At 32.5% G+C, this 16974-nt stretch carries 21 protein-coding genes and 1 riboswitch; of the genes, 2 read left to right on the forward strand and 19 right to left on the reverse strand.

Annotated elements, in window-relative coordinates:
* The 17 genes from fabF to Q0O83_RS10035 all read right to left on the reverse strand — a co-directional run bounded on the left by fabF (position 1) and on the right by Q0O83_RS10035 (position 14318).
* A complete protein-coding gene (fabF, locus tag Q0O83_RS09955; protein ID WP_294096691.1) occupies positions 1–1239 on the reverse strand; it encodes a beta-ketoacyl-ACP synthase II in 1239 nt (412 codons plus the stop codon).
* Positions 1240–1314: 75 nt separating this feature from the next.
* Positions 1315–1539 (reverse strand): acyl carrier protein, encoded by a 225-nt coding sequence (gene acpP, locus Q0O83_RS09960; protein WP_294096692.1) that lies wholly within the window; start codon positions 1537–1539, stop codon positions 1315–1317.
* Positions 1540–1623: 84 nt separating this feature from the next.
* On the reverse strand, positions 1624–2529 hold the full coding sequence (gene fabD / locus Q0O83_RS09965) for an ACP S-malonyltransferase (RefSeq protein ID WP_294096693.1): 906 nt from the start codon (positions 2527–2529) through the stop codon (positions 1624–1626).
* 74 nt (positions 2530–2603) lie between these two features.
* A complete protein-coding gene (locus Q0O83_RS09970) occupies positions 2604–3596 on the reverse strand; it encodes a beta-ketoacyl-ACP synthase III (protein WP_294096694.1) in 993 nt (330 codons plus the stop codon).
* Positions 3586–4602, reverse strand: coding sequence for a phosphate acyltransferase PlsX (gene plsX / locus Q0O83_RS09975; protein ID WP_294096696.1), 1017 nt, complete (start codon positions 4600–4602; stop codon positions 3586–3588). The genes Q0O83_RS09970 and plsX overlap by 11 nt, the downstream gene beginning before the upstream one ends.
* Before the next feature lie 99 nt (positions 4603–4701).
* Entirely contained in the window at positions 4702–4884 is a 183-nt protein-coding gene (gene rpmF / locus Q0O83_RS09980) for a 50S ribosomal protein L32 (protein WP_047383983.1), read from the reverse strand.
* Positions 4885–4920: 36 nt separating this feature from the next.
* Positions 4921–5403, reverse strand: a complete 483-nt coding sequence (locus Q0O83_RS09985; RefSeq protein ID WP_294096698.1) for a DUF177 domain-containing protein — start codon at positions 5401–5403, stop codon at positions 4921–4923.
* A 90-nt stretch (positions 5404–5493) separates the two neighbouring features.
* Positions 5494–6588: a redox-regulated ATPase YchF gene (ychF, locus tag Q0O83_RS09990; RefSeq protein ID WP_294096700.1), complete on the reverse strand. Its 1095-nt coding sequence runs from the start codon at positions 6586–6588 to the stop codon at positions 5494–5496.
* A 103-nt stretch (positions 6589–6691) separates the two neighbouring features.
* On the reverse strand, positions 6692–8167 hold the full coding sequence (locus tag Q0O83_RS09995; RefSeq protein ID WP_294096712.1) for a Na+/H+ antiporter NhaC family protein: 1476 nt from the start codon (positions 8165–8167) through the stop codon (positions 6692–6694).
* 109 nt (positions 8168–8276) lie between these two features.
* Positions 8277–8450, reverse strand: a riboswitch (Lysine riboswitch).
* Between the two features lie 55 nt (positions 8451–8505).
* Entirely contained in the window at positions 8506–10026 is a 1521-nt protein-coding gene (gpmI, locus tag Q0O83_RS10000) for a 2,3-bisphosphoglycerate-independent phosphoglycerate mutase (RefSeq protein WP_294096701.1), read from the reverse strand.
* 22 nt (positions 10027–10048) lie between these two features.
* A complete protein-coding gene (gene tpiA, locus Q0O83_RS10005; RefSeq protein ID WP_294096702.1) occupies positions 10049–10807 on the reverse strand; it encodes a triose-phosphate isomerase in 759 nt (252 codons plus the stop codon).
* A gap of 113 nt (positions 10808–10920) precedes the next feature.
* Positions 10921–11511 (reverse strand): hypothetical protein, encoded by a 591-nt coding sequence (locus Q0O83_RS10010; RefSeq protein WP_294096703.1) that lies wholly within the window; start codon positions 11509–11511, stop codon positions 10921–10923.
* A gap of 20 nt (positions 11512–11531) precedes the next feature.
* Positions 11532–12155: a ComF family protein gene (locus tag Q0O83_RS10015; protein WP_294096704.1), complete on the reverse strand. Its 624-nt coding sequence runs from the start codon at positions 12153–12155 to the stop codon at positions 11532–11534.
* A complete protein-coding gene (locus tag Q0O83_RS10020) occupies positions 12136–12357 on the reverse strand; it encodes a hypothetical protein (protein ID WP_294096714.1) in 222 nt (73 codons plus the stop codon). Before Q0O83_RS10020 ends, Q0O83_RS10015 begins: the two co-directional genes overlap by 20 nt.
* Positions 12341–12700: a YraN family protein gene (locus tag Q0O83_RS10025; protein WP_294096705.1), complete on the reverse strand. Its 360-nt coding sequence runs from the start codon at positions 12698–12700 to the stop codon at positions 12341–12343. Before Q0O83_RS10025 ends, Q0O83_RS10020 begins: the two co-directional genes overlap by 17 nt.
* Positions 12701–12703: 3 nt before the next feature.
* A complete protein-coding gene (locus Q0O83_RS10030; RefSeq protein WP_294096706.1) occupies positions 12704–13327 on the reverse strand; it encodes a ribonuclease HII in 624 nt (207 codons plus the stop codon).
* A 40-nt stretch (positions 13328–13367) separates the two neighbouring features.
* Positions 13368–14318, reverse strand: coding sequence for an RluA family pseudouridine synthase (locus tag Q0O83_RS10035; protein ID WP_294096707.1), 951 nt, complete (start codon positions 14316–14318; stop codon positions 13368–13370).
* A gap of 187 nt (positions 14319–14505) precedes the next feature.
* Between Q0O83_RS10035 and Q0O83_RS10040 the strand changes: the two genes are divergently transcribed.
* On the forward strand, positions 14506–15270 hold the full coding sequence (locus Q0O83_RS10040; protein WP_294096708.1) for a hypothetical protein: 765 nt from the start codon (positions 14506–14508) through the stop codon (positions 15268–15270).
* Positions 15271–15400: 130 nt separating this feature from the next.
* On the opposite strand, the gene Q0O83_RS10045 is transcribed toward Q0O83_RS10040, so the two are convergent.
* Positions 15401–16186, reverse strand: a complete 786-nt coding sequence (locus Q0O83_RS10045) for a family 1 encapsulin nanocompartment shell protein (RefSeq protein WP_294096709.1) — start codon at positions 16184–16186, stop codon at positions 15401–15403.
* Between the two features lie 14 nt (positions 16187–16200).
* Positions 16201–16563 (reverse strand): hypothetical protein, encoded by a 363-nt coding sequence (locus Q0O83_RS10050; RefSeq protein ID WP_294096710.1) that lies wholly within the window; start codon positions 16561–16563, stop codon positions 16201–16203.
* A 239-nt stretch (positions 16564–16802) separates the two neighbouring features.
* Between Q0O83_RS10050 and Q0O83_RS10055 the strand changes: the two genes are divergently transcribed.
* Entirely contained in the window at positions 16803–16931 is a 129-nt protein-coding gene (locus Q0O83_RS10055; RefSeq protein ID WP_294096711.1) for a helix-turn-helix domain-containing protein, read from the forward strand.
* The last annotated feature ends 43 nt before the right edge of the window (positions 16932–16974 follow it).

Raw genomic sequence — 16974 nt, forward strand, 5'->3', positions numbered from 1 at the left:
CTACTTATATTTTCTCATCGCTATTACAGCGTTATGTCCACCAAATCCTAATGAACTTGACATTCCAACTTCGATATCTCTTTTTACCATCTCATTTGGAGTATAGTTTAAATCTAAAGCTGGATCTGGATTATCTTGGTTTATTGTTGGAGGTACTACACCTTCAGCGATTGATAAAGCCAATATAACTCCTTCAATTCCACCTGCTGCTCCTAAACCATGTCCTGTAGCTCCTTTTGTTGAAGATATGTTCATAGTATAAGCTGCATCACCAAATGCACCCTTTATAGCTGCAGTTTCATTTCTATCGTTTGCTGGTGTTGATGTTCCATGTGCATTGATATATCCAACCTCTTCTGGTTTTATATCTCCTTGATTCATAGCCATTACGAAAGCTCTTACTGCTCCCTCTCCACCTTCAGATGGTGATGTTATATGGTACGCATCACAAGTTTCTCCATATCCTACAACTTCAGCATAGATTTTTGCTCCTCTAGCTTTTGCTGATTCTAGCTCTTCTAAAATAAGAATTCCTGCTCCCTCTCCCATTACAAATCCATCTCTATCAGCTGTAAACGGTCTTGAAGCTTTTTGAGGATCATCATTTCTTGTTGATAAAGCCTTCATATTTGCGAATGCATTTATAGCAAACTTTGTTATACAAGCTTCTGTTCCTCCTGTTATCATAGCATCTGTTTTTCCAGATTTTATCATTTCAAAAGAATCCCCTATTGAATGAGTTCCAGCAGCACATGCTGTTACTACAGCTTTATTTGGTCCTTTAGCACCAAAGTATATACCTACATTTCCTGAAGCCATGTTATTAATCATTGCTGGAATTGTAAATGGAGATATTCTTCTAGTTCCTTTTTCTAACATTGTTCCAAATTGCTCTTCGAAAACTTCTATTCCTCCGATTCCTGACGATACAATTGTTCCAACCTTAGTTGCGTTATTTTCATCTATAACAAGACCCGAGTCCTCTAATGCCATTTTTGTAGCGGCAATAGCAAACTGAGTATTTCTTGCTAATTTTTTTACTTCTTTCTTTTCAATTCCAAACTGAGTCGGATCAAAATCAGTAACTTCCCCTGCTATTTTAACAGCACTCTCTGTTGTATCGAAAGATTTAATCTCATTTATTCCACATTTACCAGCTTTTATAGCATCCCAAGATTTTTCCGTTCCAGTTCCTAGTGAAGTTATTAAACCAACTCCTGTTACAACTACTCTTCTCATTATCCTATCCACCTCTTTGTTATTTTTCCAAAAAATATAACTAAAGGGGTACTTTCATACCCCTTTAAATTTATCTTACTTATTTGCTTCGATGTAGTTTACAACATCTTGTACAGTTTTAATTTTTTCTGCATCTGTATCAGGGATTTCTACGTCGAACTCTTCTTCGAAAGCCATGATTAACTCAACTGTATCTAAAGAATCTGCTCCTAAATCTTCTACGAAGTTCGCCTCTAAAGTTACTTGATCAGCCTCTACACCTAATTGCTCTACAACTATTTCTACTATTTTATCTAACATATGTTTTCCTCCTAATTTTTTTATTATTTATATTAATATATTAGCAAATTTAATATATTTTTTCAAGTTTTATCATCTTTTAGATTACACTAAATCTGAAAGCTTTTCAATATTGATCACTTCGATCTCTTTATCTATTTTTTTAATTAAACCATTAAGTACTTTTCCTGGTCCAATCTCATATATTCTAGTTACTCCTGCAGCTTTTAACGCTGTAATTGTATCTACCCATTTAACTGGTCCAAAGCTTTGTCTATATAGCTCATCTTTTAAATCTTCTACTGATGTTATCTCTTTAGCAGTTGTATTAGCTATTAAAGATATCTCTGAATTTTTAAACTCAAATGTTTCTAAAGCTTCTTTTAAAATCTCTCCTGCTGGTTGCATTAAGCTTGAGTGGAACGGTCCTGAAACAGCTAATTCCATAGCTCTTCTTGCTCCTGCTTCCTTTAATACTATACAAGCGTTAGCTATCGCTTCCTTCTCTCCAGCTATTACAGTTTGTTTAGGCTCATTAAAGTTTACTGCTTCAACAACTCCATCTACACCTTTTAATGTCTCAACTATTACATTTGAATCAAGACCTAATATCGCTGCCATAGTTCCAGCTACCTCAGCTGATACTTTACTCATAGCTGCTCCTCTTAAAGAGGTTAATTTCACTGCATCCTCCATAGATAAAAATCCAGCTGATCCTACAGCTGCATACTCTCCTACAGAGTGTCCTGCTACAAAGTTTGGTACAACTCCTTTTTCTCTTAATAACTTCTCTAAAACTAAGCTCATTGCAACGATAGCTGGTTGAGTATTTTTAGTATCTTTTAACTCCTCTTCACTACCTTCAAACATAACTTTTTTTAAATCGAAATCTAAGCTCGAAAATATTTTATCAAACTCATTTTTAGCTAAATCGTTATTCTCATAAAGTTCTTTTCCCATTCCAACATATTGTGTTCCTTGTCCTGGAAAAACAAAAGCTATTTTACTCATATTAACTCCTTTTTTTATAAATAACACATGTTTTTTTAATATACCATATTCTTTTTCTTATGTCAATTTTAAATTTAGTAAGACCATTTTAATATCATTGAAGCATATGTTAATCCTGCTCCAAACCCTGTTAAAGCTATCGTATCACCTTTTTTCACAAGTCCTTTTTCTAAAGCCTCTCCTAAAGCTAATCCAATTGATGCAGATGATGTATTTCCATATTTATTTAAGTTTAAATAGAACTTATCCATCGGAATCTCTAATCTCTTTGATGCCGCTTCTATTATTCTACTGTTAGCTTGGTGTGGGAATACCATATCTACGTCTTTTGGAGTTAACCCTGCCATCTCTAAAGCTTCTAAAGTTGCTTTTGGTAACGCTTTAACTGCAAATTTAAATACATCTTGCCCTTTCATTTGCAGGAAGTTTGATCTCTCTTCTAAAACTTCTTGGCTTAAAGGTTTTCTAGTTCCTCCAGCTGGAGTTCTTAAAGCACCTTTCACATCCGCTTCCGCTCCTAAGAATTGTGATATCATTCCATATCCATCCTCTACTTCTGCTACAACTGCCGCTGCTGCTCCATCACCAAATAGTACACAAGTATTTCTATCTTGCATATCTACACACTTAGAAAGAACTTCTGCTCCTATAACTAAAACTTTTTTATTCATTCCAGATGATATTAAAGCTTTAGCCATAGTTAAAGCATACACAAATCCGCTACAAGCTGCATTTATATCAACTGCTGCTGCATTTACAGCTCCTATTAACTCTTGAACAACACAAGCCGTACTTTGAATTGGATAATCAGGTGTTGTTGTTGCTAAAATTATCATATCTATATCTTCTACAGAAACTCCAGCTTTTACTAAAGCTACTTTTGCCGCTTCTGCTCCTAAATCTGAAGTTGCTTGAGTCTCACTAGCAAACCTTCTTTCCTCTATTCCAGTTCTAGTTCTAATCCACTCATCTGTCGTATCTATAATTTTTTCAAAATCAAAATTTGTCATCACATTTTCCGGAACATAAGTTCCTAATCCTATTATACCTACATTTTTAAGCTTCATTGTTTCCTCCTTCACTTACTTTCATAACCTCTGTCAATCTATCTATAAATTTGTCTTCTGCAAACTTATTGGCAACTTTTAAAGCATTTTTTATACCTTTTGCTGATGAATTTCCATGAGCTTTTATAGATATCCCATTGATACCTAAAAATAGTGCTCCTCCATACTCTGAAGAATCCAATTTACTTTTTAGTTTTTTTAGGATAGGCATCAATAACAGCGCTCCTATTTTTCCTAGAATACTTTTTCCTATCTCCTCTTTTAAAATAGAGAATATAAATTTAGCTGTTCCCTCAGCAGTTTTCAATACCATATTTCCAGTAAACCCATCTGCAACAACAACATCTACTTCTCCATCCATCATCTCTCTACTCTCTATATTCCCAGCGAAATTAACTGCAGTATTACTCTTCAATAGATTAAAAGCCTCTCTTGTAATTTCGTTACCTTTACCCTCTTCTGTTCCTATATTAAGTAATCCAACTTTAGGATTTTTTATTCCAAACATCTCTTCGTAATAAAGAGAACCCATCGTTGCAAATTGATTTATAAACTCTGGTCTACAGTCAGCATTAGCTCCTACATCCATTAAAACTATATCTCTTTTTTTACTCGGAAATATCGTTGTAATAGCTGGCCTTAAAACGCCTTTTATTCTTCTCAATTTAAGTTGACTAGCACTAATAAGTGCTCCTGTATTTCCTGCAGAAACTGAAGCTTGCGCATCCCCTGATTTAACTAACTCTAACATTCTATTCATAGAAGCATCTTTTTTAGTTCTAACTGCTGTCATAGGATCATCTGTCATCTCAATAACTTCTCTCGCATCAACAATTTCTATTCTATTTTTATCATATGTATATTTTTTTAATTCTTCTTCAATCTTTTCTTTTTTTCCAACTAAAATTACAGTCAAATTTTGTAATTCATCCAAAGCTTGAACTGCTCCCTTAACTGTTTCAAGAGGTGCAAAATCTCCACCCATGGCATCTAAAGCGATTTTCATAATTTCTCCTCAATCTATATATAATTATTAACTATTATAGCATATTTTAGGAAATAAAAAAAAGCAAGATTTAACTATCCCGCTTTTTTTTATAAGATATTACTCTACTTCTGTAGCTAATACTTGCTTTCCGTTGTAATCTCCACATGCAAGACAAATTCTGTGTGGTCTTCTTGGTGATCCACATTTGTCACAAGTTGCTAAAGTAGAACCTGTTAATGCGTGGTGAGATCTTCTCATGTTTTTCTTAGCTTTTGAAGTTTTCTTCTTAGGTACTGCCATCTTAGTTTCCCTCCTAATACAATCATATTTAAAAATTTAAAATTTTATGTCTAATAATTGCTGCCACCTTGGGTCAACATCCTCTTTTGAGTATTTTTCTACTTCAGAAGTATCCGAACACTCTGGAAGACATGCCTCATATTGTGACAAATCAAGTATTATATATTCTCTTACCAGATCAGAGATGCTTATCTCGCTATTCGTTGCTTCTTCAAAGTGTTTATCACCAAACTCTTCCTCTGGCTTCAGGCTTGAAGCATATTTAGAATATTCTTTTGGATCTAGATATTCCGCTCTAAAATCTCCTTGGATTAAAGGCTCTATCTCCGTAAGACATCTAACACATTCTAACCTTAGTACTGTTCTATAAGATCCTTCAACTACATAACCATTATCTTCCTTAAAAGCTCTTCCTCTAATAGTTACACCTTCTGGAGTATCTATAGAATCCATAGTTTTTTCAACATAATCAAAGGTAACCTCTGATTCATTAATAATTTCACTAAGCTTGATTATCAATGTTATCCTCCTTATAATTACAATACCTTAATATTTTACTAGTTTTTTTAAAGGTTGTCAAGTAATTTTTCTTAACAACCCTTTATAATTTTATACGTTAAATAAAAACTCCATTAAGTCTCCATCTTTAACGATGTACTCTTTCCCTTCTAGTCTAAGAACTCCTGCTTCTTGAGCCCCTTTCCATCCAGAATACTTTATGAAATCTTCATATCCTACAACTTTTGCTCTAATGAATCCTCTTTCGAAATCTGTATGAATTTCTCCAGCAGCTTTTGGTGCTGTATCTCCAATTTTTATAGTCCATGCTCTTACTTCTTTAACTCCTGCTGTGAAATAAGTTTGTAGACCTAATAATTTAAATCCAGCTCTTATAAGTCTGTTTAATCCAGGTTCTTCTACTCCTAAAGCTTCTAAGAACTCCTTCTTATCTTCATCTTCCATCTCTTGTAATTCAGATTCAACTTTTGCAGAAACAACAACAACTTCCGCTCCTAAGTTAGCCGCATACTCTTTTACTCTTTCAACATATTCGTTTCCTGTTGCTAACTCATCTTCTGAAACGTTAGCAGCAAACATCATTGGTTTTTGAGTTAAAAGTTGGTAAGTTCTTACTAACTCTTGCTCTTCTGGTGTTAAAACTAAAGTTCTTAACATTTTATATTCATCTAAGTGTACTTTACACTTTTCTAAAACTGGCATTAAGGCCATAGCTTCTTTATTTTTAGCTTTGAATAGCTTTGATTGTTTCTCTATAGCTTTTTCGATAGTTTCCATATCTGCTAAGATTAACTCTCCATTTATTATTTCGATATCTCTTATCGGATCTACACTTCCACTTACATGAATGATATTCTCATCTTCAAAACATCTAACAACTTGACATATTGCAGCTGTAGTTCTGATATTTGATAGGAATTTATTTCCTAAACCTTCACCTTTTGCAGCTCCTTCAACTAAACCTGCGATATCTACGAATTCAACTGTGGCATTTTGAACTCTTTGAGGATTGATTATTTTTGATAACTCATCTAATCTTGAATCTGGAACTGTTACCATTCCAACATTTGGTTCTATTGTACAAAACGGGTAGTTTGCCGCTTCTGCTGCTCCAGCTTTTGTTATTGCATTAAAAAGAGTTGACTTTCCAACATTTGGAAGTCCTACTATTCCTATACCTATCATCTTAGAGATTCCTCCTGAAATTTTATTTTACTTTAGATTTTACCATATCTCTAATCTTTTGTAAATAAAAAACCCTCACTTTAGAAGGTGAGAGTTTCTATTTTTATATCTCTTCAGCTACACAATTAGTTTGTGAAGTTTTTTTTAATCTTACTTTAGGTTCACTTGGTAATCCAAATCTAGGTATTAGTCTATCTAACCCTGTCAATGTTGCAATAAGTATAGTCGAAACTGCTATCAGAGCTAAGAAGTTATATTTTATAATATCCATAGCTGTAAAGTTATATAGAGGATAAACTGCTTGAGCAATTCCTAAATAGAAACCTATATAAACATGCCAAGGAATTAGTTGAGAACCAAACACTCCTAGAGCGTCACTAAAAGTTGCATTTCTAAGTCTTAAAGTCTCTAAATCCTCTTCTGACCCTTCTACGTTATTTTCAACAATCTCTCTAATGATTGGTCCCATAGTAACTATTTGTGCCATCTCATCAGCTAACCCTGCGTTTCCTAAAATTGACAGCAATCCATTGCAGAACATAAGTTGTCTTACATTTCTCGAAACTTTTACTACTATATTAGATAGAGGTCTAAATGCATCCATCAATTTCATTATTCCACCGAAAGCTGCAACCCACATCATCATTACAATTACCCAAGAACCTGCTCCTTCAAATCCAGAGTAAAGTAAATCTAAAAATGCTCCAGTATTTTCAACTGTTCCAGCTATCAATCCTAATCCATAAGCTGAGAATATCCCTATAAATAAACAAAGTAGTGTCGTTAGCCCTTTGAAAGCTGCAATTAAAACTAGAACTAAAGGTATTATCATATAAGTTGGTACACCATCTTTAACTTGGTTTAAAAGTGTCACTGCTGACTCTCTTTTTTCAGCTAGAACTGTCCAAACCTCTTCTGGTATTTGTCCGATCGCTGTAGCTGCATCTCCAGTTGTTGTTGGTAATCCCATTGAAACTCCAGCTATATAAAATGCTGCTATTCCTAAAATTAAAACTAATCCTGACCAGTAACCTTGATGTCTGATTCTTTTTATAACTTCAACTTTCTGAATTCCTGAACTTACAATAGTTGTATCTGAGATAAGTCCTATATTGTCTCCAAAACACGCTCCACCAGCAATCGCTCCAACTGTTAAAGCCACATTTCCACCTACGATATGATTAAGCCATAAGAATATCGGTGCACAAGCTGCAAATGTTCCCCAGCTCGTTCCTGTTGCTATTGACAATACAGATGTTACAGCTATTCCTACAACTGCAACTGTTCTTCCTGTAAGACCCACATTAAGTGCTAAATCTATAATTGAAGCCCCAACTCCTGTTGACATAAATACCTCTGCCATTGCATATGCCACCATTAATATAAAGAATGCTACTTGCATCTCTTTCGCATTATTTATTACAGCCTCTATTATATCATTTACTTTTTTCTTCTCTACAAATCCTGCTACAAGTGCTGCATAAACTGTTGCTATTGGAGCTGCTATAAGGGCATCGTAACCCATAAACATCAGTGCTGCCAGTACTCCAACTGGACTTAATTTTAATAGTTCAATTATTGTGTTCATCCTAAAACCTCCAAGTTTTTTTTTAGTTCCTCTGAAATTTTAGGTAAAAAAAACTACCGTATAAAAAATACGGTAGCTAATCTGCAAAATATATCACAAATTTTTGGATAGCACAACACTAGTTCTCTAGTGACAGTAATATAGATATTCTCTATATTCCCAACAAAGATTTTTGACACAATCTCCATTTCGGCAAACTTCCCTTTCTTTTAATTTCAACGCCTTGTCTGGCTCTTTTAAAATACTCTTGTTGTTTGCAACCTCTACCTAAAATATTAAATTTTTCGAAACTTTTAAATTATAGTATCACTATTTGCTCTCTCTGTCAATTACTTTTTTATTAAAGAAACCCCGTTCATTTCAGCAGGCTTTTCAACATTTAGAATTTCTAACATAGTTGGAGCTATATCAGCTAGCTTACCATTGATTAACTCACCTTTGAAATTGTTAGAAACATAGATAAATGGTACATCATATGTTGTGTGAGCTGTGAAAGCTTCATGAGTTGTTGGATCTTCCATCTTCTCAGCGTTTCCATGGTCAGCTGTAATCAATACAGTTCCATCTAATTCAAGAACTTTATTTACAATAGCTCCTACTCCCTTATCTACAGCTTGAACTGCCTTTACAGCTGCATCAAATACACCTGTGTGTCCAACCATATCTGGGTTAGCAAAGTTCATTATGATAACATCAAACTTATCAGAGTTTAAAGCCTCTAAAACTTTAGATGTTAATTCTGGAGCTGACATCTCTGGTTGTAAATCATATGTTGCAACTTTTGGAGATGCTACAAGTACTCTTTCCTCACCAGTAAACTCAGCTTCTTTTCCTCCGTTGAAGAAGAATGTAACATGAGCATATTTTTCTGTTTCAGCTGTTCTTAATTGAGTTAATCCATTAGCAGAAACAACCTCTCCTAATGTATTAACGATATCCTTATCTACATAGATAACTTCAGCATCTATACTGCTTGAGTATTGTCTCATGCAATAGAATTTAGGCTCTAAAGCTTCTCTTTGGAATCCTACGAACTCTTTATCAACAAAAGCTCTAGTTATTTGTCTTGCTCTATCTGGTCTATAGTTGAAGTTTACGATAACGTCACCTTTATTTACTATTCCAGCTTCATCTAATAAAACTGGAGCAATAAACTCATCAGTAATATTTGCAGCGTAAGATTCTTCAATAACTTCTGTAGCTGTTTTGTTTGTTACTGGTAATTTTCCTACGATTGCATCATAAGCTTTTTCTGTTCTATCCCAGTTTGTATCTCTATCCATTGATAGATATCTTCCAGAAATCGAAGCGATTGTACCTACTCCAACTTCTTTGATTTTAGCTTCTAAAGATTTCATGAACTCTAATCCAGATGTTGGAGCTGTATCTCTTCCATCCATGAATGCATGAATATAAACTTTAGTTAATCCAGTTTTCTTAGCCATTTCTAATAAACCGAATAAGTGATTGATATGAGAATGAACTCCTCCATCAGATAAAAGCCCCATAAAGTGAATGCTCTTATCGTTTTCTTTAGCATAGTTGAACGCCTCTACAACTTTAGCTTTATCGTAAAACTCACCATCTCTGATCTCTTTTGAAATCTCTACAAGTGGTTGATAAACTACTCTTCCAGCACCTAAATTTAAATGCCCTACTTCTGAGTTACCCATTTGTCCTTCTGGTAATCCTACAGCTTCTCCTGAAGCTTTTATTAATGTATGTGGGTAAGTATTAAATAATCTTTCAAAATTCTCTGGTTTTGCTGCTGCTATAGCATTTTTCTCTTCAGAGTGTGGATTGTATCCCCATCCATCAAGAACCATTAACATTAAAGGTTTTTTAGCCATTTTTAAGCCTCCTATTTTTTAATTATCTTGCTCCTGCTTTTATAACTTGGATAAATGTTGGTGCATCTAAAGAAGCTCCTCCAACTAATCCTCCATCTATATTTTCCATAGCTAATAACTCAGCTGCGTTTTTAGCGTTCATTGATCCTCCATATTGGATTGTAATTTCCGCTGCTGCTTCAGCACCAAACATAGCTACTAAAACATCTCTGATCTCTTTGTGAGTCTCTTCAGCCATCTCTGGAGTAGCTGTTTTTCCTGTTCCGATAGCCCATACTGGCTCGTAAGCAACTACAACTTTAACTGCTTCTTCAGCTGTTAATCCTGCCATTCCTTCTCTAACTTGCTTTTCGTTTACTTCAGCTGTTTTTCCTGATTCTCTCTCTTCTAATTTTTCTCCGATACAAAGAATTGGTATTAAATCATGAGCTAAAGCTGCTTTTACTTTTTCATTGATGAAAGCATTTGACTCTGCGAAGTACTCTCTTCTTTCTGAATGTCCTAAGATTACATACTTAACTCCAATCTCTTTTAACATAACTGGAGAGATTTCCCCTGTGTACGCTCCTGAATCTTTTGTATGCATGTTTTGTGCAGCTATTGCTACGTTTGATCCTTCAACTGTTTTTACAGCTGATTCTAAAGCTGTGAATGGAGCTCCTATTACGATTTCTACTCCCTCTACACCGTTTGCTAACTCTTTTAATTCAGTTAAAGTAGCTTTTGTTTCCGCTACAGTTTTATTCATTTTCCAGTTTCCTGCAATTATAGTTTTTCTCATAATTTTCTCCCTCCAAATTTTTATTAATTTTAAGTTTATAATAACATAATTTCTATTTTTTTAACACGCACCATATCGTCTATATTTTCATCCTAATTTGAGTATTTTTTTCTCTAATTTAGCATTTTCTTTCTTTTTTCCTCTTTTAACACTTCTCTTAAATAATCCTTATGATTCAGTAACAAATCATCAACTAATGGTGATATCGCTCCATCTAATATCTCCATTACCCCTCCAAACTCCTCTTTTTTAAAGGCGTCAAACACTTCATCCGCATATTTTTTAAACTCGTCTGCATACTCATTATAATCTGTATACAGTAAATCAATTGCTGTTGCTTCTCTTAAAGAAAGTACAATCCCTAAAATCCATTCAACAAAACTTACCATCTCTATTATTTTACCTAAATCCTCTCCATCTTCAGCTAACTCTTCAAAATTATCAAAGAATTTATCACTATAGGTTTCTAAAAGGTAAAGTGATTCTATCAGTATCTCTCTATGTGAACGTGTTTTCAACTCTAAAACTTTAATTTTTTTATTTAAAGGTAATGATCTACCATCTACTTTTTCTCCATCTAATTTCAACTCCACAATTACTTCTCCATGTTTTATAACTTTAGCTTCTAACTTTTCTAAAACACTCAATAACTTTGTCGTCCTTATCCCTAAACTTACCTTTTCACCATTTATAAAAATATCCATTTCCACCCATCCTTAATTAATTATTTAAAACACTCTCTAACAGCTGCTAAAGTAAAAAATACAACTTTTTTCACCTTATATTCCTCCTCTAGCTCTCTTTGGAGTTCTTTCAATGTTGCACCCGTAGTAACTATATCATCGACTATTAAAATTGTTTTATTTGAATAGTCTCCTACAAGTTGAAAAGCATTTTTCATATTTTTTTCTCTTTCAACACTACTTTTAATTTTATACATATATTTAGTATCTTTAATTCTTTTTATTTTTATAAAACGAATTCCTGATTTTTCTAAAAGTTCATCTACTTGATTGTATCCTCTTTCTAAAAATCTATTTCTACTTATCGGAATGGATATTATAGCATCCACTTTCTCTTTTTCAACAATCTTCTCTATCGATTTTTTTATAAAAACATGAAGTGTTTCTGCTATATTTTTTCTATTCTTAAATTTAAAATCAAAAATTATTTTTTTTACATCTGTATAATAGTATAGATAATATAATTTTCCTCGCTGCTTTAGCTCACTCATTTTTTCTAACTTTGTAAAACATTTAGAACAAAGATACCCTTCATTTGATAAATATCCTTCACATAAAGAACATCTATTATCGAAGAATAACTTTCTAAGGAGTAGCTTTAGCATACTTTTTTACCTTTTTATTTTTTGCAAACTCTTTATCAACTATTTTTGCCGAATAAAACTCTGTATATCCGCACTCTACACAAGTTTTTATATAGTATGTTCCGATTTCTATTTTCAATCCCGGATTTTTTTCTGGTATCACAGCTGTTTTAACAATATATCTGTCACTTCCACACTTTAAACATCTATATTCCAAGTTCATCACCCCAAAAAATATTCTTGAGCCACTCTACTTCATCTTTTAAAAAAATTATAGCATCAAATCGTATTTTTTCGCTATCTAATCTATTCTTTTTTATAAATTCTTTTGCTGTAATATAAATCTTTTTAATCTTTCTTTTATCTATAGCTTCTTGAGGAAACCCAAACAAATCATTTTTTCTATATTTTACCTCAAAAAAAACAAGAGTAGTTCCATCATACCCAATAATATCTACCTCACCAAAAGATCCTTCATAATTCATCATTACAATATTAACTCCTAGACTCTCTAAATACTCTTTGGCCTTACTTTCATATAACTTACCCTTGTTTCGTTTATCCATAACCTACTCTCCTAAAATTTTCTTTAAGAAACTTTTTCTATGAACTCCTTCTATTGGACCATTTTCTAATATAGCATTTCTATGAACAACTGTTCCATAACCCTTATGTTTTTCAAACTTATACTCTGGATACTTCTCCGAAATTTGAATCAACATTCTATCTCTTGTAACTTTAGCTATTATTGATGCTGCAGCTATCGATAAACTTTTTGAGTCTCCTTTTATAACTGGAATTTGTTCTCCATTATACTCTCTTATTTTATGGTTCCCATCCACTAAAACTTTTTGAAATTTTACATCTGAATTTAAATTTGATATAGCTCTTCTCATAGCTAAAAATGTCGCATTTAAAATATTTAAACTATCTATCTCATCTACATCTGCTATACCTACTCCAACTTCAAAATTCTCTAAGATAACATCATATAGTGAATCTCTCATTTTTTCTGTCAGCTTTTTAGAATCATTTATTTTATCTAATCTTTCATCATATTTTTTTATTTTTGCAACTGCTGCAACTACAGGTCCTGCCAACGGTCCTCTTCCAGCTTCATCAACACCTACAACATCACCATTTTCAATATCAAAAAGGTACATTATATTTTTATTTTCCATATTTTTCTCCATTACCCATAGTTTCTACTTATTTTTTTTATTTTTTCCTTTATTATTTATTCATTCTCACAATCTTTGTTAAATCTAACTTTAACCTCTTAGCGACATTTTTAAAATCATCTTTTAGCTCACCTAAAACTGTAATATTTTCTCCAGTTATCGGATGAGTAAAGTTTAAATAGTAAGAATGTAGCATTTGACGTTTAGCAAAATCAGAAGAGCTTCCATATGTCTCATCCCCTAAAATAGGATGATTTAAACTCTTCATATGAACTCTAATTTGGTGAGTTCTTCCTGTTTCTATTCCAACATCCACCAAAGAGAACCCATCTACACTATCAATAACCTCATAATTAGTTATAGCTATTTTCCCATTTTCTAAAACGACAGCCATTTTTTTTCTATCTCTAGAATCTCTACCTATTAAAGTTTCGATTCTACCACTTTGATTTTTAAAATTACCTTTACATATACAAACGTATCTTTTCTCTATGGTTTTATCTTTAAACATATCTGTTAGCTTAACATGAGCCACATCATTTTTTGCTATAATTATTAATCCGCTTGTATCTTTATCTAATCTATGAACTATACCTGGTCTAATTACCCCATTTATAGTAGACAGATCTTTTATATGATAAAGCACTGCATTCACTAAAGTTCCTGTATAAAACCCTTGAGCAGGATGAACTATCACTCCAGGGTCTTTATTTATAATAACCATATCCTTATCTTGATAAACTATATCTATAGGTAAATCTTCTGGTAAAACTTCTAGAACTTCATCCTCTGGAATTCTTACAACTATATTCTCTTTGCCTTTTAATTTATAACCACTTTTAATCTTATCTTTATTATCAATACTTACATTGTTATTATCTATTAACTTCTGAATATAACTTCTTGTTGACTCTTCAAAAAATTCACTTAAAAACGAATCTAGTCTTTTTGTTTTATCTTTCTCCTCAACTTTTATTTCTATAATTTCTTTATAATTTTCCATAACTCACTTCCTATTTAACTCTTATACTTTCTAGTCAAAATTATATCATAACTTATTTTCTATTACAAAATTATTAAAAGAAAAAAAAGAATTCTTAAACTTAGGTAGTATATATCAATCATAGCAATAAAAATTATTTACCTAAAAACAAATTAAGTACATTTAATTAAACGAGGAGGTTTATTTTATGAAAAAATTAGCACTTTTAGCATGTTCTTTATTCGCTTTAACAGCGGTTGTTCAAGCAAAAGAGGTTGTTAGACCAGTTACTAGTTCAAAAGAAGTAGTAAGAGAGCCAGTTACTAGCTCTAAAGAGGTTGTTAATGAACCTGTGATTCTTGAAGAGGTTGTTGTTCCTGTTGCTGCAGATCCTTGGGGATTCATTAATTTAAGAGCTGGATGGGATTTCTGGGGAGAATATGGTAACTTCTCATTGGATAAAGATAATAACAATAACAATGTTTTAAAAGATAGATACAATCTATCTAACAAAACTAAAGGTTTTGGTGGAGAAGTTGCTTTAGAAGCTTATAAATCTTGGGATTATATTGATTTAGGACTTGGAGTTGCTTATCAACAACATATGGATAGAAAAACTTCTGAGGGATATTCTGGTGCAGAATATAGTTCAGTTCCTGTTTATTTAACTGGTAGATATGATATCAACTATTGGGATTGGGCTGTTACTCCTTATTTAAAAGCTAACGTAGGTTATTCATTTAACTTCGATTCTAAAGATTATAAAACACCTACTGGAAGCCACGGAACTAAAGTTGACGATGGTCTATACTGGGCAGCTGGTATCGGATGGGAATATCAAGCATTCAACGTAGATATTCTTTATGGAGCTAACTATGCTAAAACTAAAGTTAATGGTGATGTTCAAGAGAAATTCGATAATGATTATGAGAGAGTTACTCTATCTGTTGGATACAGATTTAATATCTGGTAAAAAGCAATTTAACATATAAAGCAGGGTTGATTAACTCTGCTTTTTTGTTTTCTTCAAATTTAATTTTGCAAGATAAAGAGATAAAAAAAGAGGTGATCTCATAAAATCACCTCAATTAATTATTTAAATTTTATTTATATCCTACAACTTTAGTATCATCTATAATTCTGAAAGTAAATGTTTCAGTTACAAATAACTCTACCTCTTTATTTGTATGCCCTTGATATCCTAAAGAGAAATCTTCAGCTAAAACAAGCTCAATATTTTCATCATCATAAGGAAGTAGTAATGCTCCAGTTATATTATTTGAAACTATTACTGGCATTCCTAAGATTTTTTCCAATCTTTTTACTAAAGGATTATTCAGATTTACCATATTTAAATAGATATATTTCTCAAGTCCCACTACTAATGCATAAGGTCCTTTTGCAAATCCTGTATTTCTTAGCTTTGAAACTCCATACATCAGATTCTTAATTGTTTCTTCCTCTGTTTTTCCAAAATCAACTAACTTGCTTTCATCTTTTAATAATCCAACTATACAAGCCTCATCTAGTCCTAGGTAAACAGCTTCCTCTTCAAATTTAGCAGCCTTTTTCAAAGCTTCATCTAAATTTGTATAATCTATATCCTTAGCTCCTCTATCAAAATTATCTAACTCCCATCTATTCAATGTAAAAGTTATTCTATTTTCAACAAAAGGTTGAACTTTATAAACTCCATAAGCTAGATCATCTTTTTTATGAAGAGCTAATCTACCTGTATTAAGTCCTCCATTTCCTACACCAACTGGTCCAGTCACTTTCACAAATCTTCTAGCTGAAAGCTGAGTAGTTAAAACCTCTCTTGCTCTATCTTCAATATCTTTCCATACATTTGCACTTATTGGCGCTAACTCTTTTTTTAAGAAATCCATTCTAGGTACCCCCTTTATTTTTTTAACGATCCTATATTTAATGATTTAGTATTAGTCGTTTCTTTTTTTGTATCCTCTTTTACCGCAGCTCCATCTCTTCCCATAAGCTGAGCTTCTATCCCTACTATTTTACCTTGTCTAAATATATAGTCTTCCAACTCTTTTCCAAATTCAAACTCATTTCTTCTCATCCATTCAATTATCATAACAGCATGTTCCATCTCTTCATTTCTATTATGAATCAAAATCTCTTTTAACTCTGGATCTTCGGCCATTTCAGCTCTTTGATTATAGTCATCTACTGCTTGTAACTCCTCCTTTAAACTTTGAATTGCAAAGTCTAAATCTGTTGCTTTTTTACTAACTCCACTCAGCATAAAACACCTCCACATTTTAAAACAATCTCTAAAATGTTTATTATGTTATTTCTCTACATTTCCTTTTTTAATAAAAAATAAATTTAAATAGGATACATCAAATAGTGATTCAAAGAAAGAAAATTTGAAATATAGATTACTTTCACTTTTTTTGATATTATAATATCGTACTATTGTTTTACTTTTTTAGTGAAATTTGGTGTTTTTATTAATTTTTTAGAAAATTGGGGGAGAAAGCTATGATCGAAAAAAAAGATATTGTTTTAGCTCAAAGTGGTGATGAGGAATCAATTGAAAAAATTCTAAAAGAGTACCATGGAACAATTTATAAAAATAATCTCTCTTTCTTTTTAAAAGGAGGCATTTAACAGTTGAAATAAATTTATAAAATTCAAAAATAAGTTTTGACTT

Source organism: uncultured Cetobacterium sp. (genome assembly GCF_945952365.1).
Classification (GTDB): domain Bacteria; phylum Fusobacteriota; class Fusobacteriia; order Fusobacteriales; family Fusobacteriaceae; genus Cetobacterium_A.